Source organism: Pedobacter yonginensis (genome assembly GCF_003173595.1).
GTDB lineage: Bacteria > Bacteroidota > Bacteroidia > Sphingobacteriales > Sphingobacteriaceae > Pedobacter > Pedobacter yonginense.
Map to the genome: position 1 here is coordinate 625,945 of NZ_QGNZ01000001.1, position 19,406 is coordinate 645,350.

General features: G+C 39.3%; 10 protein-coding genes. 9 read left to right on the top strand and 1 reads right to left on the bottom strand.

Annotation, left to right across the window (positions count from 1 at the left end; all coding sequences use genetic code 11):
• Positions 1 to 2: 2 nt before the first annotated feature.
• From DHW03_RS02850 to DHW03_RS02875, 6 genes are all read left to right on the top strand, one after another.
• Positions 3 to 1,553 (top strand): MGH1-like glycoside hydrolase domain-containing protein, encoded by a 1,551-nt coding sequence (locus tag DHW03_RS02850; RefSeq protein WP_165825347.1) that lies wholly within the window; start codon positions 3 to 5, stop codon positions 1,551 to 1,553.
• Between the two features lie 22 nt (positions 1,554 to 1,575).
• Positions 1,576 to 3,171 (top strand): glycoside hydrolase family 28 protein, encoded by a 1,596-nt coding sequence (locus DHW03_RS02855; protein ID WP_109924223.1) that lies wholly within the window; start codon positions 1,576 to 1,578, stop codon positions 3,169 to 3,171.
• Positions 3,172 to 3,192: 21 nt separating this feature from the next.
• Positions 3,193 to 6,009, top strand: coding sequence for a glycoside hydrolase family 95 protein (locus DHW03_RS02860; protein WP_109924224.1), 2,817 nt, complete (start codon positions 3,193 to 3,195; stop codon positions 6,007 to 6,009).
• A complete protein-coding gene (locus DHW03_RS02865; RefSeq protein ID WP_109924225.1) occupies positions 6,006 to 9,503 on the top strand; it encodes a malectin domain-containing carbohydrate-binding protein in 3,498 nt (1,165 codons plus the stop codon). Before DHW03_RS02860 ends, DHW03_RS02865 begins: the two co-directional genes overlap by 4 nt.
• A gap of 98 nt (positions 9,504 to 9,601) precedes the next feature.
• Positions 9,602 to 11,170 carry a sodium:solute symporter gene (locus DHW03_RS02870; RefSeq protein WP_109924226.1) on the top strand — a complete coding sequence of 523 codons (1,569 nt, stop codon included), beginning with the start codon at positions 9,602 to 9,604 and terminating at the stop codon, positions 11,168 to 11,170.
• A 58-nt stretch (positions 11,171 to 11,228) separates the two neighbouring features.
• Positions 11,229 to 12,161 (top strand): dihydrodipicolinate synthase family protein, encoded by a 933-nt coding sequence (locus DHW03_RS02875; RefSeq protein ID WP_109924227.1) that lies wholly within the window; start codon positions 11,229 to 11,231, stop codon positions 12,159 to 12,161.
• Positions 12,162 to 12,229: 68 nt separating this feature from the next.
• Here DHW03_RS02875 and DHW03_RS02880 read toward each other — a convergent pair whose 3' ends face one another.
• The gene (locus DHW03_RS02880; RefSeq protein ID WP_109924228.1) at positions 12,230 to 13,099 is read right to left on the bottom strand and encodes an AraC family transcriptional regulator; all 870 of its coding nucleotides are present in this window, start codon (positions 13,097 to 13,099) and stop codon (positions 12,230 to 12,232) included.
• Between the two features lie 229 nt (positions 13,100 to 13,328).
• Between DHW03_RS02880 and DHW03_RS02885 the strand changes: the two genes are divergently transcribed.
• The 3 genes from DHW03_RS02885 (at position 13,329) to DHW03_RS02895 (ending at position 19,395) form a co-directional block, all read left to right on the top strand.
• Positions 13,329 to 14,966, top strand: a complete 1,638-nt coding sequence (locus tag DHW03_RS02885; RefSeq protein ID WP_109924229.1) for a fucose isomerase — start codon at positions 13,329 to 13,331, stop codon at positions 14,964 to 14,966.
• An 11-nt stretch (positions 14,967 to 14,977) separates the two neighbouring features.
• Entirely contained in the window at positions 14,978 to 15,646 is a 669-nt protein-coding gene (locus DHW03_RS02890) for a DUF3826 domain-containing protein (protein ID WP_109924230.1), read from the top strand.
• A 479-nt stretch (positions 15,647 to 16,125) separates the two neighbouring features.
• Positions 16,126 to 19,395, top strand: a complete 3,270-nt coding sequence (locus DHW03_RS02895) for a SusC/RagA family TonB-linked outer membrane protein (protein ID WP_109924231.1) — start codon at positions 16,126 to 16,128, stop codon at positions 19,393 to 19,395.
• The last annotated feature ends 11 nt before the right edge of the window (positions 19,396 to 19,406 follow it).

Consider the following 19,406-nt stretch of genomic DNA (forward strand, 5'->3'; position numbering starts at 1 on the left):
TGATGAGAAAGATAAAATTTACAGCAATGCTGGTTTGCCTGGTTGTTGGTTTACAAGGGTTTGCACAACAGAAATCAATTTTAGGTACCGAGAAACTCAATAAATATGTAAGCTATTTCAATGCTATTGATACTGAATCCGTTAAAAATTTTGTGCCCAATGGTCAAGCATTTGATTGGCTCTCAGAAAATATCCCCTTATTTGAATGTCCAGACACCACTTTAGAGCAAAATTACTACTACCGCTGGTGGACTTTTAGAAAACACTTGGTTAAAACACCTGAAGGCTTCATTTTTACGGAGTTTATTGAGCCTGTAAAACACGCAGGAAAATACAATTCCATTAGTTGTGCGCTTGGTCACCACATTTACGAAGGCAGGTGGCTTAAAAACACCAGTTACTCAAAGGATTACATTAAATTTTGGCTGTACCATGCCGATGTGGGTCAAAGCAAACAACGTTTCCACCAATTTAGCAGTTGGGTAGATGATGCCGTGTATCAAAATTATTTGGTAAAACCTGATTTAGAATTTTTAAAAGAAATTTTACCTGCCCTCGATGCTGATTATGCCAAATGGGAAAAAGAGCGTCAATTAAAAACGGGCTTATTTTGGCAAAACGATGTTAAAGATGGTATGGAAGAATCGATTAGTGGATCAAGGAAGGATCAAAATATGCGTCCAACCATCAACAGCTACATGTATGGAAATGCCATCGCGTTAGCCAATATCGCTGGCCTTTTGAAAGATGAAACGCTCACACAGAAATATCAGGTTAAATCCAATCAGCTTAAACAATTGGTTCAGGATAGTTTATGGAACTCAAAATCAGCTTTTTTTGAAACGAAGCTTCAAAAAGGTGGCTTGGCAAATGTTCGGGAGGCAATTGGTTTTATTCCCTGGGAATTTAATTTGCCAGATGATGCCCCTAAATACGCCAAAGCTTGGAATCAATTATTGGATACCGCAGGGTTCAAAGCGCCATGGGGCTTAACCACGGCCGAACGTAGAAACCCAACTTTTAGAACACGTGGAAGTGGCCACAGTTGCGAATGGGATGGAGCTTTATGGCCATTTGCAAGCGCCCAAACTCTAAAGGGATTGTCGAATTTATTGGTTAACTACAAAAATCACGGTAAAATGACATCAGAAATCTTTTATCAAGAACTTCATCAATATGCCGCATCGCATATTAAAAATGGCAAACCTTATATTGGTGAATATCAAGACGAAAAAACTGGAGAATGGCTAAAAGGCGACAATCCGAGGAGCAGTTTTTACAATCATTCTACTTTTAACGATTTAATTATTAACGATTTAATTGGTTTTAAACCTCGTGCCGACAATATTTTAGAGCTTTTTCCATTAATTCCGAAAGGAAAATGGGACTGGTTTGCATTAGATCATTTATCTTATCATGATAAAACGATAACTTTGATTTGGGACAAGACTGGTAAAAAGTACAACAAGGGTAAGGGTTTCCTAATTTATGTTGATGGCAAACAGATTTATCAAGCAAAAGAACTGAAGCCTGTTCGTGTTCCAATGAATTAGTAATCATCTTTTTTAAGCTTACATGAAATCTCCCAAATTGCCCATTGGCATTAAAATTTTTGTCGCCTTTTGCGTGTTGCTATTGTCCCATTTAAATGCAGGCGCACAGTCTTACTTTAATGTGCTGAAATTTGGTGCCAAGAACGACAGTAGTAAACTGGCAACCCAGGCCATTAAAAAAGCAATAGATGCCGCCGTGAAGGTGGGCGGCGGAACCATTTATTTTCCATCCGGTAAATATTTAACGGGCCCCATTCAGCTTAAAAGTAACATTACCATTTTAATTGATGCAGGCGCCGAACTTCATTTTAGCGATAATTTTGATGATTATTTACCTATGGTTAAGAGCAGGTACGAAGGCGTGGATGTAACGAGCTTCTCGCCACTGTTTTATGCGTACGAAGCTGAAAACATTGCCATTATGGGGCGTGGCTTGATAGATGGACATGGTGAAAAATGGTGGAATTTTGTAGAGGGCTATAAAGAAGATCAACCGAGAAGCAAGTGGCAGTTAACCTTCGATCAACAAAATCAAAATATTCTTTTACCTGATGATGCCAAGCAAATGAAACGTGGATTTCTTCGTCCGCCGTTTATACAGCCTATGTTTTGCAAAAATGTTTTGATAGATGGCATCAGCATTCGTAACTCGCCATTTTGGACCATTAACCCCGAATTTTGCGAAAATGTAACCATCCATGCGGTAACGATTAACAACCCACCGTCGCCAAATACGGATGGAATCAATCCAGAATCTTGTAAAAATGTGCACATTTCAGATTGCCACATCAGTGTAGGGGACGATTGCATTACCATAAAATCGGGTAAGGATGAACCGGGAAGAAAAATGGCTGTTCCGGCAGAAAATTATACGATTACCAATTGCACCATGCTTTCTGGGCATGGAGGCGTGGTTATAGGCAGTGAGATGAGCGGTGATGTAAGAAAGATTGTAATCTCTAACTGTGTTTTTGATGGTACCGATCGGGGCATCCGCATAAAAACGGCACGGGGTAGAGGTGGCATAGTAGAGGAGATTCGTGTTGACAATATTGTAATGAAAAACATTGGTTTACAAGCGATTGTATTGGATATGCAGTATGCCAAAACCAATGTAGAAAAGGTATCAGAGCGTACGCCAAAATTTAGAAATATTCATTTTAGTAACATCACCGGACAGGTAAATCAGGCTGGATATTTGAATGGGCTAGAGGAAATGCCTATTGAGAACATCACCTTTACAAATATAAATATGGAAGCTAAAACCGGTTTCAATATTGCTTTTTCTAATAAAATTGAGTTTCAAAATGTACAGGTGAATACTGAAACTGGACCATCCATTACCGCTACAAGGGTTAATAACTTAACCATCAATGGCTTTAAAAGCTATAAACCACATCCAAACGTTCCGATTGTAGATTTAAAAAATGTAAGCGATTTGTTTTTATACAATGCGTTCCCAGTAATTGGTACTTCTATTTATATGCGTTTAAGTGGCGCAGGTACCAAGAACATCGCCATCGGCAACAATAATTTCAGAAACACGAGAGTAGGCATCCGCAAGGAGAAAGATGTTTTTGAGAATATCGATGTCATTTCTGGAGATAAAGGTCAATAATATTTAAATGTAATATACACTATGCCAAACCTAACTTCGAAGTATTTTTCTCTTTTATTTCTGTTGGGTTTGGCTTGTGCAACGGCCTTAGCCCAAAACAACCATTTGTGGTACAATAAGCCAGCACAAAAGTGGACAGATGCACTTCCGATTGGAAATGGGCGTTTGGGCGCTATGATTTTTGCGGGGCCAAGTGTAGATCATATTCAGTTTAACGAAGAAACGCTTTGGAGCGGTAAACCGAGAAATTATAACAAAAAAGGTGCCTCCGCTTATCTGCCTCAAATTAGAAAATTACTCTTCGAAGGGAAACAAAAAGAAGCCGAAGATCTTGCTCAGCAACAATTTATGGGTCTTTTGAGTGAAACTGGAGATCGTAAAAAATGGGTCGAGGAGATGCATTCGCGTAAGGGGATGGTAGGAAATGCGGCTTTAGCGCAATACGATGATCGAGACTGGAAAACGATTCAGGTTCCTTCGTATGAGGGTTGGGAAGCTGTAGGCTTAGCCAATTTGGATGGCGCTGTTTGGTTTAGAACCACTTTCGATGTTCCAGAAAGCTGGCTGGGCAAAAATCTAGTGCTGGATTTGAACCGAATCCGAGATCAGGATTTTACTTATATCAACGGACAATTGGTTGGCAATACAGATGGCAACGAACCAAGAAAATACACCATTCCTGCAAAACTGCTTAAAAAGGGATTAAATACGATTGCCATTCAGGTTTTAAACTACTTTGATAAAGGTGGCCTTGCTGGCTATAAAGACAAAACAAAGAAAATCGGTATTTATCCTGAGGGGCAAAGCATCGATCAGGGCATTTCTTTGGTGAAGGCTTGGAAATATAAAATTCAAAACGAAGATCCGCCAGAAGTGGCACAATACCAAGCCAGTTACCAGCCTTTTGGCGATGTTAAGCTGTATTTCAAGCAACCCAAATTGCCCATATCCAATTACAAACGAAGTTTGGATTTAAGCACGGCCATTGCTCAAACTTCATTTGATTTGGGCGGCGTAACCTACGTGCGAGAATATTTTGCAAGTGCACCCAACCAAGCTATTGTCATCCGTTTGTCATCGAATAAGTTGGCTTCCATTAGTTTTGATGCTGAACTTGCTAGTGTCCACCGAAAATCTGTTGTCCAGGTCTCTGATAATCATAGCTTGGCTCTTAATGTCGAGGTAAAAGATGGCGCATTAAAAGGTGTAGCGAGATTAACTGCTGTGCTTAAAGGTGGCACGGTAAGCATCGTTAATCAGAAAATCAGCATCAACCGGGCCGATGAAGTAACGCTCTATTTAACCGCCGGAACGAATTTTATCGATGCAAAAGATGTTTCGGGTAATCCTGATCTTGCAAATGTTAAGGCATTGGTTGGATTGAAAGACAAAAGCTACGCAGTTGTTAAAGCCGATCATATTAAAGAATATCAATCGTATTACAATAGCTTTAGCGTAAATTTTGGTGCATCAGAAAATGAAAATTTGCCAACTGATGAACGATTGGAAAAGTTTGCCACTTCACATGACGCCGCCTTTGCTGGCTTGTATATGCAGTATGGGCGTTATTTGTTAATCTCCAGTTCCCGACCGGGCACCCAACCCGCTAATTTACAAGGCATTTGGAATGATTTGCTCAGCCCGCCCTGGGGCAGCAAATACACCACCAACATCAACTTGGAAATGAATTATTGGCCTACTGAGGTTTTAAATTTATCGGCCCTAAACGATCCGCTTTTCAAAAAAATTGAGGGTTTATCTAGGTCTGGGCAAGAAACGGCCAAAGACTATTACAATGCCCGAGGCTGGGTTTTACACCACAATACCGATATATGGAATGCTACAGCACCTATAAATGCCTCAAATCATGGCATTTGGGTTTCTGGTGCAGGATGGCTAAGCACACACCTTTGGGAACATTATTTATTTACTAAAGACAAAGCTTTTTTAGAAACGGAAGGCTATCCATTAATGAAAGGCGCCGCAATGTTTTTTATGGATTTTCTGGTTAAAGACCCAAAAACAGGTTGGTTAATTAGCACACCATCCAATTCGCCAGAAAATGGTGGTTTGGTTGCAGGGCCAACAATGGATCATCAAATCATCAGATCGCTTTTTAAAAATTGTATCGAAGCCTCAAAAGTGCTAGGTAAAGATGAAGCGTTCAGGAAAAACTTAATTACCAAACTGCAACAGCTCGCACCCAACCAAATCGGCAAGTTTGGTCAGTTGCAAGAATGGTTGCAGGATATAGACGATACCACCAACAAGCATCGCCACGTGTCGCATTTGTGGGGTGTTTTCCCTGGAAATGACATCACTTGGGATGGAGATGCTAAAATGATGCAAGCGGCAAAGCAATCTTTAATATATCGGGGTGATGATGCAACGGGCTGGAGTTTGGCTTGGAAAATAAATTTTTGGGCCAGATTTAAAGATGGTGATCATGCCATGAAATTGGTTAAATTATTGATGAAGCCCGCCGGAAATGGTTCAGGATCTTATCTAAACTTATTCGATGCCCATCCGCCTTTTCAAATTGATGGGAATTTTGGTGGCTCGGCAGGCCTTGCAGAAATGATTGTACAAAGTCACCAAGGCTATTTGGATCTTTTGCCTGCCTTACCAAGCGATTTACCCTTTGGCGAAATCAAAGGTTTGTGTGCAAGAGGTGGTTTTGAGCTGAACATCAATTGGGATAAAGGAAGATTAACTGGACTAGAGGTGAAATCAAAAGCAGGTGGTGTATGTAAAATTAAGTATAAAAACCAAGCCATTAGCATCGATACCAAAGTAGGGGGCATTTATAAGGTGAGTAGCGATTTGAAAGTATTATGAGGAATTTTTTAAGCGTTTTTTTCACTTTGCTTTGCCTGGCACCATTCAAAAATCTGTCGGCTCAAACTTCTGTAAGAAAGGATATTTTGTTAAATGCAAATTGGCAAACCACAGCCGATGAAAGTAGCATCCATGCTTTTGATGGCTTTCAAGCCGAAAAATATAATGTTTCGAAATGGAAAACCGTGAACGTACCCCACAACTGGGATCAGTACGAAGGCTACCAACGCAAACTTCATGGCAATAAACATGGCTACGCTTGGTATAGAAAAACCTTTAAAAGTAATGAAAAAAGGCTTGGAAAACGCTTTTTCCTGTATTTTGAAGGCGTTGGTTCTTACGCAACCATCTGGCTCAATGGCAAAAAGGTGGGTTGTCATGCCGGCGGGCGCACCACTTTTACCTTAGATGTTACAGCCGCGATAAAAGTTAACAATCAAGAGAATGTGTTGGCGGTACGGGCCGACCATCCTGCAAATATTCAAGATTTGCCTTGGGTTGATGGGGGATGCTCTACCGAAAGAGGTTTTTCCGAAGGCTCTCAACCGATGGGTATTTTCAGACCGGTTCATTTAATGGTGACAAATGAAACCAGAATTGAGCCTTTTGGCGTACACATTTGGAATGACGATAAAATTTCGGCTCAATCTGCTGTGTTGAAAATCGAAACCACATTAAAAAATTACAGTTCCAAAAGCAAAAACATTGTGGTGCGTAGCCAATTGTTGGATCGTGAAGGAAAACTGATTCTTGAACTCAAACAGGCAGAAACCTTATCCGCAGGAGAGGAAAAGGTATTTACCAAGCAAACGCCTAAAATTAACAATCCCAAACTTTGGTCGTTAGAAAACCCATACTTGTACACCCTAAAAACCACCATTTTAGAGCAGGGGAAATTGGTTGATGAGCTAAAAACGCCTTACGGAATACGTTGGATTAGTTGGCCCATAGGCGATAAAGCCAGTCAGAAGGTGTTTCTTTTAAATGGAAAACCGGTTTTTATAAATGGCATTGCAGAGTATGAACATTTAATTGGGCAGAGCCATGCCTTTAGCAACGAACAAATCCGATCGCGTGTAATGCAAGTTAAATCAACAGGTTTTAACGCCTTTCGCGATGCGCATCAACCCCATAATTTGCTGTATTCTGATTATTGGGACCAGATGGGCATCCTCTGTTGGACGCAAATGGCGGCGCACATTTGGTACGATACACCAGAATTTAGAAAGAATTTCAAATCACTATTAACCGATTGGGTTAAAGAGCGCAGAAATAGTCCGGCGGTGGTGTTATGGGGTTTAGAAAATGAGAGTACTCTACCAGAAGATTTTGCAAAAGAATGCACCGAATTAATCAGAAAACTAGATCCAACGGCCTCATCGCAACGGAAGGTAACCACCTGTAACGGCGGTAAAGGTACCGATTGGGATGTACCACAAAACTGGACGGGAACTTATGGCGGCAATCCGTTAACTTATGGTGAGGATTTAAAAAGACAGGTTCTGGTAGGCGAGTACGGGGCCTGGCGTACGCTCGATCTCCATAGCTTGACTGCAACAGAAAAAGGTTACACAGAAAACAGTATGGCTGATTTGATGGAAACCAAAGTGCGTTTAGCCGATTCTGTTAAAAATGAAACGGCAGGACACTTTTTTTGGCTCTACAGCTCACATGATAACCCAGGGCGGGTGCAGGGTGGCGAGGGATTGAGGGATTTAGACCGGGTAGGACCTGTAAATTATAAGGGCATGATTACGCCTTGGGAGGAACCAACTGATGTATATTATATGTTTAGGAGCAATTTTGCGCCCAAACAATCCGCACCTATGGTTTATATCGTTTCTCATACATGGCCAAATCGATGGTCAACTACAGGAATAAAAGACAGCGTTGTGGTGTATTCTAATTGTGATGAGGTGGAGCTTTTTAATGACATGGATGGTAAATCTCTGGGCAAGAAAACCAAAAAGGGCATTGGGAGTCATTTTCAATGGGATAAGCCTGATATTCAATACAATGTACTCTATGCAATTGGTTATGTAAACGGAAAAGCGGTTGCCAAAGATGTTGTTGTGTTGAATGGCCTACCAAAAGCACCAAATTTTGGTCGTTTAGTTCATCAAACCAATATACTTGAGGCCCAAAATAATCGAAACTACTTGTATCGATTAAATTGTGGAGGCCCAGACTACACGGATGAATATGGAGAGGTTTGGTCGGCAGATCAACAGCTAAACCCCGAAAACAAAAACTACGGCTCTAGCTCTTGGACTTCGACATTTCCAGGGGTTCCAACTTTCTTTGCCAGTCAACGGCGAACTTTTGCTCCCATCGATGGCACTTCAGACTGGAAATTAATGCAATCGTTTCGGTATGGAAGAGATCAATTAAAGTTTCATTTCCCGATTCCCGCAGATGGAGAATACATGGTAGAATTGTATTTTACCGAGCCTTGGTTGGGCCTTGGAGGCGGTTTAAACGCAGAGAAAATGCGTTTATTTGATGTAGCCATAAACAACAAGACCGTCATTCAAGATTTGGACATTTGGAAGGAAGTGGGTACCAACAAGGTATTGAAAAAAACTGTAAAGGTGTACAGCAAAGCGGGTGAGTTGGTGATTTCCTTTCCGCAAGTAAAAGCAGGGCAGGCCATTATATCAGCAATTGCAATTAGTACGCTAAACCAAAACATTAAGATTGGCACGCAGCGCAACTCCATCATAAACGCAGCGCAAAGTGATGAATATAAAGTGAGCAGCTGGATGGATATAGGGGATAGGCAATATCAAAATGGTTTGGCAGAATTTACCGCATTACCTACCAATTTTTATGGTGCAGAATGGATTCAAATGCGTGCTAAACATGGCGAAGTTTCATTCAAGATGAACCAAGAAGCAGATGTGTTTATTGCTTTAGATACGAATAATGCCACGATTCCAAAAAGTTATGAAGATACGAAAACTCAAATCTCAAATGGATTGGGCAAAACTTTCGAGGTTTATCGGAAAAGGCATCAAAAAGGCGATCAAGTGCTTGTAGATAAGGATGTTGCAACAGTGGTCGTTATTCCACCAAGCAATTTGCAACCCGCTTACGATTTAAAAACACTCACAACTTACAAAGCCACAGATGCTACTCTAAAAGGGAATAATATTGTAAAGGAAGATTTAATGGGAAAGCCAAGGGTAACTTTCAAGAGTACCTTTGGAGATGCGCTAGAATTTAGCTTATCGGTAGGCGTGGCGGACACTTATTCACTTACGTTAAAGTACCACAATCCTTTTGAACAGAATTTAACCGCTATGATCGAATTTAGAGTGGCAGATGGAACGCTAATGAAAACTGAAAAGGCAATTTTCACCCCAACCAAAGCGGGTAAATGGAATTATCTAAATACCAACACTGGAAGTATGATTAATGCCGGAACTTACAAACTAAGCATCATTGCAGAAAACAGTAGAGGTTTAACCATAGATGCTTTGGATGTTCAATAAGATAAGATGGTATAATATGTAGCCAAAATCTTATATGAATGCTGCAATTTAGACATGCATATTTGTTTTAACCAAATTAATACACGAGCCAACAACTAATGAAAGGTCTTCCTATTCTCGATCTTGCGATTATCTTCATTTACCTTGTTGGAATGATATTGGTTGGCGTTTATTTTTCTAGAAAAAATAAAAATTCCGAGCAATTTACAAAAGCTTCGGGCCTCATTCCCGGATGGGCAATAGGATTATCTATTTACGCAACATTTTTAAGCAGCAACACCTTTCTTGGCGTACCTGGAAAAGCTTTCGGTGGAAATTGGAATGCATTTGTTTTTAGCATCTCGATGCCACTAGCCGCGTGGATTGCCTCAAAATACTTTGTGCCATTTTATAGAAATACAGGTGAAATTTCTGCTTATACCCATTTAGAAAAACGATTTGGAGCATGGGCTAGGGTATATGCCGTAATCTGTTTTCTGCTTACTCAATTGGCCAGAATGGGATCTATCTTTTTTGGTATCGCACTAAGTTTGCAAGCCCTCACAGGATATTCCATGCAGATGATTATGATTGTAATGGGCATCTGTATCATTATTTACACCGTTTTAGGAGGAATTGAAGCGGTAATATGGACAGAAGTAGTGCAAGCCGTTGTTAAAACATTTGGTGCCTTGCTTATCCTTTACCTCATTGTTACCAATATGCCAGGTGGGGTCTCAAAAATTGTTGACATTGGTCAGTCTGCACACAAATTTAGCTTGGGTAGTTTTAAATTCGATTTTATAAATTCATCCTTTTGGGTAGTGTTGCTGTATGGTTTTTTCATCAACCTAAACAATTTTGGGATGGATCAAAACTACATCCAACGGTACCACACGGCTTCATCGAGTAAAGCTGCATCAAAATCCATTTGGCTTTGTGTGTATTTATATGTACCTGCATCCTTACTGTTTTTTATTATAGGATCTTGTTTGTATGCGTACTATGATGTGAATCCAGATTTGGTGCAATCCATCAAACATCAGGTGGCTTTAGAGCGATTGCCGATTAACAGCTCGGCCACACAAGTGTTAAATTTAGAAAGAACCTTACAACCAGCAGATTATGGCGATAAAATTATGCCCCATTTCATGGTCACGAAGATTCCGATAGGCTTGGTTGGCTTAATTGTTTCAGCTATTTTATCTGCGGCAATGAGCACCATAAGCTCTGGAATGAATGCTTCAGCAACTGTTTTTTCAGTTGATATTTATAAAAGATACATTAAGCCCGATGTAACCGAAAAGCAAAATCTGTCACTGTTACACTTGGCAACCATTGTATTTGGCTTACTTGGGATGATTGCTGGCATCGCGATGATTGGCGTGAAAAGTATTTTAGACGTTTGGTGGGAACTTTCGGGCATTTTTGCCGCAGGGATGTTGGGCATGTTTCTATTGGGCATCATCAGTAGGCAAACCAAAAACCATGAGGCCATCACCGCAACCATAATTGGTATTGCCGTGATTATATGGATGACTTTTTCTTCGCTTCTGCCTCCAGAATACGAAGTTTTTAGAAATCCCTTGCACAAAAATATGATTATCGTGGTGGGCACCTTAACCATATTTTTAACCGGAATTTTTCTGACAAAAATTAAAAATAGAAAACTTAAAACAGCGAATTAGCTTCATTCTAGGCACATTCAGATAGTCATTTAACTAAAATTTATCCCATCATTTACAAATGGAAAACTCACAAAAAGGGTTCATCCCGGTTATGCTTACGCCTTTTTTAAGCAACGGAAATATAGATTATCCAGCATTAACACAGCTAACAGAAATTTATTTACAAGCAGGTTCGTCGGGTTTGTTTGCGAATTGTTTGTCGAGCGAAATGTTCGAACTCACAGATCAGGAGCGCATCCAAGCCATTAGGCACGTGATCAAAGTGGTTAATGGTGCAGTTCCTGTGGTGGCTACGGGTACTTTTGGTGGCGCAATTTCAAAGCAAGCCGATTTTGTAAAAGCCGTTAGCGATGAAGGTGTGGAAGCCGTTATTGCCATTACGAGCTTGCTTGCCGATGAAAAGGAGAGCGATGATGTGTTTAATGATCGGGTTTTCAATTTATTAAATCAAACGAATGAAATTCCAATCGGTTTTTATGAATGCCCTGTGCCCTACAAAAGGGTGTTAAAACCAACGCAACTTGAAAGTTTTGTTTCAACCGGACGCGTAATTTACCACAAAGATACCTGTTTGGATTTAGCACAGATTAAGCAAAAACTTAAGTTGACTGAAAATTATGCCTTTGGATTGTATGATGCTTACATTGTTCATGCGGTAGAATCACTAAAGGCAGGCTCATCTGGTTTATCTTGCATTCAAGGCAATTATTTTCCCGAGCTAATTGTTTGGCTTTGCGATCATTACAACGATGAAAGTTTAACAGAAGAAGTGCAGCTTGTGCAACAATTTCTAATTGACAACATGGATGTGATGCACAACGTTTATCCCATTGTATCGAAATATTTCTTGCAAAAGAGGGGCCTAAACATCTCTACTTTTACGCGTCGGGAGGTAGGTGCTTTTACGCCGACTGTTGTTAAAGAAGTAGAACAATTATTTGAAGATTATGCGGCCTTAAGGAGCGATTTGAATATTCAGGTTTTTATCTAAGGGAATTGAAGAATTACAAAACTATGCAAAGCGGCAAGACTGCTGTTGAAGAGTTAACCTAATGATTATTAATTCAGATACTTTCTTTTATAATCTAACGGAGTCATTCCGGTTACTTTTTTAAAGTGGCGGTAAAAGTTAGATACATTGTTAAAACCACAATCAAAGCAAATCATTTCAGTTGGCAGTTTGTTTTCGATTAAAAATCTGCACGCATGGCTTACCCTAATTTCGATTAGAAAATCATAAAAGGTTTTTTTCGTCATTAATTTAAAATACCTGCAAAAAGAGGTCACGCTTAAATTGCTTAGGGATGCAACTTCATCCAGCGTAATATCCTTTTTGTAATTGCTTAAGGTGTAGTTACATATCTTGTTAATCCGCAGGGTTTCCGATTCGTTAGATTGATAAAACGTATTTTTACTGGTTACGATGGAATCATATTCATCGGTTTCGGCTAGGGTTTTAAGGATGGATAAAAGAATAATAATCCGATCGAGATTTGTGGCATCAACGGCATTTCTCATTAAATCAACCAATTTATCTTTTGCCTTTCCCTTAATCACCATTCCGCTTTTTGCCTTTTCAAATAATTTAGGAATTAAGTAGGCTTCGGGCAGGTTTAATAAATATTTACCTAGGCAATCGGGTAAAAAATGAATCACCATGGCTTCAGTATTTAAATCGGGATTTCCTTGAAAGTATTCGTCTTTGCAACGCCAGGTATGTGGTAAATTCTCGCCAAGCAAAACCATTTCATCTGGTTCAAAATTGCTGATGTTGTCGCCAATAAATCGCACGCCTTCACCCTTAATAACATAGTGCAACTCCAACTCTGGGTGGTAATGCCAAATGTTGCCGAAATCTGGCTTAATATCATGGCGAATACTAAATGAACTTTGAAGCGTGACAGGAACTTTATGAAAATGCGGTTTCATGATTCAGTACAAATATTTGGTTAGGGGCTACAACATTATGTTTGGCAAATCATAACTATTGAGTGCTTAAAGTTAGGGTATAATAGGATAATATCCTATATTAATTTGCTAAAAACTATTAGTAATTAACGTTTTTGATTGCTGAGTTTTGTATATGGCCTGTTAGGCAATAACCAAAATATAAACCGACAAATTATTTATATAGAAATAATTTGTTTATTAATGAATTATGAGTCGCACTAATCCAACGCAAATTGTATTCGTTTCTAGTGGAGATCTTCGACTTTCAGCCAATCAAAATTGCTGGGAGGCGCAGGTGCAAATGGAGCATAAATTAACACAGGCCATCGAGAAATTGGGCTACAGTGTTAAGCGTGCTCACCCATACGATTCCATTAAAAAACACGGGTTTATAGATTCGCAAAGAATGGGTATGGATGTTTTCAATACGATTGATCCCCACCTGCCCATTATTGTTGCAGAAAGCGTTTGGCAATACTCTCACCATGTACTTGCAGGCTTAACTACACACAAAGGCCCAATATTAACTGTTGCAAATTGGAGCGGCCAATGGCCTGGCTTGGTGGGTATGTTAAATCTTAACGGTTGCTTAACCAAAGCCGAAATTATATACAGCACCCTTTGGAGCGAAGATTTTACAGATGATTTCTTTACAAAAGGCTTAGAAGAATGGCTTTCGCTTGGTAAAATCACCTACGATCAAAGTCATGTTAAAAGTTTTTCCTTAAATAAAATTCCTTTAGCCGATGAAAAATTAGGCAGAACCTTTGCCCGTAAATTAAAGGCACGTAAAGTAATTATGGGTGTTTTTGATGAAGGCTGTATGGGAATGTACAATGCTATCATTCCAGATGAATTGTTGCACAAAACTGGTTTTTTTAAAGAACGCTTAAGTCAATCTGCTTTATATGCAGGAATGCTTCAGGTAACTGATACCGAAGCCCAAGCCGTTTTAGATTGGTTGCTGAATAAAGGCATGACTTTTAATTGGGGAACCCATGATGAAACTGAGCTCACCAAGCAACAAACGCTAGAACAATGCAAAATGTACATTTCTGCATTGCGCATTGCCAATGATTTTAGTTGCGATACCATTGGCATTCAATATCAACAAGGTTTGAAAGATTTAACGGTGGCCAGCGATTTGGTTGAAGGTTTATTAAATAATCAAGATCGCCCACCTGTTTATTCAAAAACTGGTAAAGAATTATATGCTAAAAAGGCGCTTCCACATTTTAATGAGGTTGATGAATGTGCAGGTTTAGATGCACTTGTAACCTATCATTTATGGAATGAGTTGGGCATGACAGGCGAAAACACCTTACACGATATTCGTTGGGGTGAACATTATAAAGGCGAGGGAATCGACGATTTTGTGTGGTTATTTTTAATTTCCGGTGCCGCGCCACCTGCCCATTTTATAAATGGTTATGAAGGGGCAAGCAGCGATAGACAGCCCGCTATGTATTTTCGTTTAGGTGGGGGCTCATTAAAAGGGGTAAGCAAACCAGGCTTTATTGTTTGGAGCCGGGTGTATATCATGGAAAATGAGCTACATTGCGATATTGGCGTAGGTGAGGTGGTTGCATTGCCCGAGAAAGAAACCAATAGAAGATGGAATTTGACCACACCAGAATGGCCGATTATGCACGCCGTTTTGAGAGGGGTTAGTCGAGATCAAATGATGGCCAGACATAAGGCCAACCATATTCAGGTGGTGTACACTCATTATGAAGCAAATGCACACGAAGCTTGCAGAATAAAAGCGGCAGCAATGGATGAACTTGGCCTAAAAGTACATTTCTGTGGAGATGTTAATTTATTTAAAAAAAGCAATTCAAATTAAAAACATAAAAAATGAAATTATCCCTATTCATTCTTTTTTTAACGTGCTCAACACTAAGCTCAACCTTTGCGCAAGATAAAACCGCAGAAGAAAAGTTAGCCTATACGAAAGTCATCGCCGAAAGGGCCGATAAAATTGTGGCAAATATTGGTATAGCTGATGCGAAAAAGGTAGAGCAAGTTAGAAACATCATTAGAGACCAATACAGTAACCTAAATGATGTTTATGCCGAACGCGATTTGAAATTAAAAGACATCAAAGAAAGAAACAAAGACAATAAAGCAGAAAGAGACTCGGCTATTGCAAAAGAAAACCGAATGGTAGAGGGGAGTTTGGCAAAGCTCCATAAAAAATACATCGGTAAACTGGAGTCTAAACTCACTCAAGATCAAATCGAATTGGTAAAAAACGGCATGACTTACAATATTCTTCCAATTACCTACAAAGCTTATCAGGAAGAAATTTTAACCTTAACTGAAGTTCAAAAAAAGCAAATTTACCTTTGGTTGGTAGAAGCAAGAGAGCATGCCATTGATGCAGAATCATCAGATAAGAAACATGCATGGTTTGGCAAGTACAAAGGTAGAATCAACAATTACTTATCTGCTCAAGGTTACGATTTGAAAAAAGAAGGGATAGAATGGGAAAAACGAAGGAAAGCTGCCGCCCCATCGAAATAGCCTATAAATTTGGTGGAAAATGGGCCTAATATTCCATCAAATTTTTTTAACATTTTTTATTTAAGAATATTGTATTTATATATGAATTTTATATTTATATTGTAATGATTTTAAAGGAATGATTTATTGAGCTTGTACCCCTTTGCTTTCATTGGCAACAAGGTATGTAAAAAGGTAACTGAGCGCTCTTGATGCATCATTTTTTAAATTAAAGAAGTATTTAATATACTTTCTAACCAACATATAAACAAACTAATTAGATAGATGAGCCATCTTTATCATAAAATCGCTAAAGGTTTTTCGCATGAAACTGCTGCGCTTCCTCTTCTACACGAACAAAATTTTTTTAAAACATAAAATTTTCAGTGCAATTGCTAGTCACCCAACCGGAATTGTCATCCCAATTACGAACAAACTTTTAGCAATTTCCCCGAATTAGATAGGAGTAAAATCGATTAAAAACTAACCAAATAATAAATATGAACTTAAAATTTTTACGCAAAATTTCATTGTCTTTACTGGTAATGTTACTGGTAAGTACAGTCCTCTTTGCACAAGACCGAAAGGTTACGGGTAAAGTTGTAGATCAATCGGATGGTTCCGGAATACCAGGGGTTAACGTTAGCCTCAAAGGGATTCCGAGTAACGTAAGTACCAATGCCGATGGAGTTTATACCATACAGGTAAAATCCAATTCGGATGTTTTGGTGTTTTCTTACATTGGTTTTATCAGACAACAAGTACCGGTAGGCACACAATCAACCATAAATATTAGATTGGTTCCTGATAACAAGAACTTGGATGATGTGGTAATTGTAGGTTACGGTACTCAAAAAAGAATTTCCTTAACTGGGTCGGTGTCATCACCAGATTTAAAAACGGTAGAAGATATTCCAGCATTAAACATTACATCTGCCTTAAAAGGGACAACTCCAGGTTTAAGTGTTTCTGGTGGAGCACAAAGACCAGGACAGGGAACTACAATCACCATTCGTAATCCTGTGGTTTTTGCTAAAGATGGTGGACAAGGCACCAATCCTTTGTTCGTTATTGATGATATCATAAGAACACAAGCCGATTTCGATAATTTAGATATTAATGAGGTAGAAAGTGTTACGATTTTGAAAGATGCTGAAGCAGCCATTTTCGGTATTCAAGGTGCCAATGGGGTGGTTATGATTCGCACTAAAAAAGGAAAAATCGGTGCGCCAAAATTTAGCATCAGTAACTCATTAGGGGTTTCAACCGCTACCATCATGCCTAAATTTATGAACTCTAGCGAGTTGGCGGCCTTTTCTAACGATTATACCAATGCATCTGCCTATATCCAAACCGTACCTGGTGTACCCGTTGATAAATTTATCAATGCGGATGGTTACTTAGTAACGGCAGGCGTACCTGCAAATACCAGAACGGCAGCTTGGTACACACCAGATGAATTGGATTACTTCTCGAGAAACAGTCATAATTATTTTGATGATGCTTTTGGTCCGGCTTACGTTTGGCGTACAGCAGCAAACATTAGTGGTGGTACAGATAAGGTAACTTATTTTATTGGTGGCGATTTTGTAAACCAAAACAGTAACTTTAAAGGTATCAACTCACACAAATATGGTTTAAGGGCTTCGGTTGAAGCAAAACCAGCTAAAGGTTTGGTTACCTCATTATCTCTAAACACCAATGTAGGTTACTCTAGAAGTTATTGGTATAAACTAACCAGCACATCTGAAAATTTGGACAATGATGCAGCATCTTTACAAAACGTTCAGCCTTGGCAAGAATATTTCATCAATGGCAACCCAGTTGTAATTGGAGGCAGTAATACGGGGGGTAATGATAACATCAACTTCTTCCAAATCCAAAATTCTAACAACTACACAGGTGGTACCAATACTTCAACCAATATTTTAACAAAGGTTACTTATGAAATACCGGGCATTAAGGGTTTAATGGCAACCGCTACATTTAATAAAAACTTAAATGCAGCAAATAATAAGCAATTCGGTACATCCTTTGTTTATTACAAATATGCGGGTACAGGTGCAAATAGTCACATCCCAGGTGGTGCACTAACGGGTACTTTCAACGTATTAAATGGCGATAAGGTTCGTTTAACCCCTACATTTGCAGATTCTTATCAGGTAAATGGAGGTTTAACTTACAACCGCACATTTGGTAAACACAGCGTTTCTGCCATAGCCTTATTTGAACAAAGGGAACAATATAGCGAAAGTGTAAATGCTGAGGCAACAGGTTTAGTAGCTGGCGCTTTAGATTATCAATCCTTCGCGGTAGGGGCATCAAGTTCTAATCAATCATCAGCAGTGAGCACTTTTGGTTTTCAATCTTTCATTTCTAGATTGAATTACGATTACGATCAGAAGTATTTGTTCCAATTTATTTTCAGAAGAGATGGTAGTTCGAGATTTGCGCCAGGCAATAACTGGGGTAACTTCCCAGCAGCATCAGTTGGATGGGTGGCATCTAAGGAATCTTTCATTGCTGATAACTTTAAATGGATCGATTTATTAAAATTCAGAGCATCATTCGGTTTATCTGGTGTGGATAACACCAAAGCTTACCAATATTTAGCCAACTATAACTTAGGTACAGGTAGTGCTGGTGGAGCGGTTTTTAATGGAAACGATAATAGAACCATCGCCATTAAACCAAATTTAGCTATCCCTAATGCCGATGTAACTTGGAATAAAGAGCTTAAAACTTCTTATGGTGTGGATATGGCTTTCTTAAAAAATCGCTTATCATTTACAGGAGAATATTATTGGAACCATGGTACAGATATTTTAACCTCACTAAGTTCATCTGTTCCGGCAACAATTGGTGCAAGTACACCAACAGAAAATTACACTAACGCCAATACTTTTGGTTACGAATTCTCACTGGCGTGGAGAGATAAAATCGGAAAAGACTTTACCTATAGCTTCAGTCCGTTTTACACTTGGATGGATAACAAAATGCTAAAAGTAGATCAATCTGCTGCAATTGTAGGCACTATTGAAGATGTGACAGGCAGATCGTCAGATTTGGGTATATTCGGCTATAAATCATTGGGTATCATCAGAACTCAAGCCGACGCAGATGCCATTATCGCACAAAGAGCTGCAGCAGCGGGCGGTGCTCAAAACGTTAAAATATTCGGTCAAGCACTTCAACCGGGTATGATTAACTATGAGGATGTGAACGGCGATGGTATCATTAGTACAGACAAGAAAGATCAGTATTTTATCAAAGACAGACAAAACAACCACAATGCTTTAGGTTTAAACTTTAGCCTGGGTTATAAGGGTTTAGTATTGAATGTAATTATGGGTATGTCTTGGGGTGGTTGGACATCAATTGATGGTTTAAAACCAGCTAACCAATCGAGTGCAGGCACAGGTGCATCAATTTACAACAACCGTCCTTCATATTGGGTAGATCACTGGACGCCAACCAACACGAATGCGGCTTATCCAAATCCATTCTTCAGAACAAACTTTGAAACTACAACCGATTTTTGGTTGGTGCGTTCAACAAGTTTTAATGTTACAAGTTTAAATTTGAGCTACAACATTCCAACCAAGTTTGCAAACAAAGTGGGTATGGCCAGCGCTCGGATTTACGCGGTGGCAACCAATCCGATACAATTTATTAATCCATACCCTGGTAAATACAGAGATCTTCAAACAGCTTTATACAGTTACCCAACCCTAAAAACATGGTCGTTTGGTTTAAATATTGGCTTTTAATACCTATAAAA

What these genes read in the sequence shown, in the direction of transcription:
- DHW03_RS02875 (WP_109924227.1), top strand. Translation starts at nt 11,229, where the DNA reads ATGGAAAACTCACAAAAAGGGTTCATCCCGGTTATGCTTACGCCTTTT.
- DHW03_RS02865 (WP_109924225.1), top strand. Translation starts at nt 6,006, where the DNA reads ATGAGGAATTTTTTAAGCGTTTTTTTCACTTTGCTTTGCCTGGCACCA.
- DHW03_RS02895 (WP_109924231.1), top strand. Translation starts at nt 16,126, where the DNA reads ATGAACTTAAAATTTTTACGCAAAATTTCATTGTCTTTACTGGTAATG.
- DHW03_RS02870 (WP_109924226.1), top strand. Translation starts at nt 9,602, where the DNA reads ATGAAAGGTCTTCCTATTCTCGATCTTGCGATTATCTTCATTTACCTT.
- DHW03_RS02880 (WP_109924228.1), bottom strand. Translation starts at nt 13,099, where the DNA reads ATGAAACCGCATTTTCATAAAGTTCCTGTCACGCTTCAAAGTTCATTT.
- DHW03_RS02860 (WP_109924224.1), top strand. Translation starts at nt 3,193, where the DNA reads ATGCCAAACCTAACTTCGAAGTATTTTTCTCTTTTATTTCTGTTGGGT.
- DHW03_RS02850 (WP_165825347.1), top strand. Translation starts at nt 3, where the DNA reads ATGAGAAAGATAAAATTTACAGCAATGCTGGTTTGCCTGGTTGTTGGT.
- DHW03_RS02890 (WP_109924230.1), top strand. Translation starts at nt 14,978, where the DNA reads ATGAAATTATCCCTATTCATTCTTTTTTTAACGTGCTCAACACTAAGC.
- DHW03_RS02855 (WP_109924223.1), top strand. Translation starts at nt 1,576, where the DNA reads ATGAAATCTCCCAAATTGCCCATTGGCATTAAAATTTTTGTCGCCTTT.
- DHW03_RS02885 (WP_109924229.1), top strand. Translation starts at nt 13,329, where the DNA reads ATGAGTCGCACTAATCCAACGCAAATTGTATTCGTTTCTAGTGGAGAT.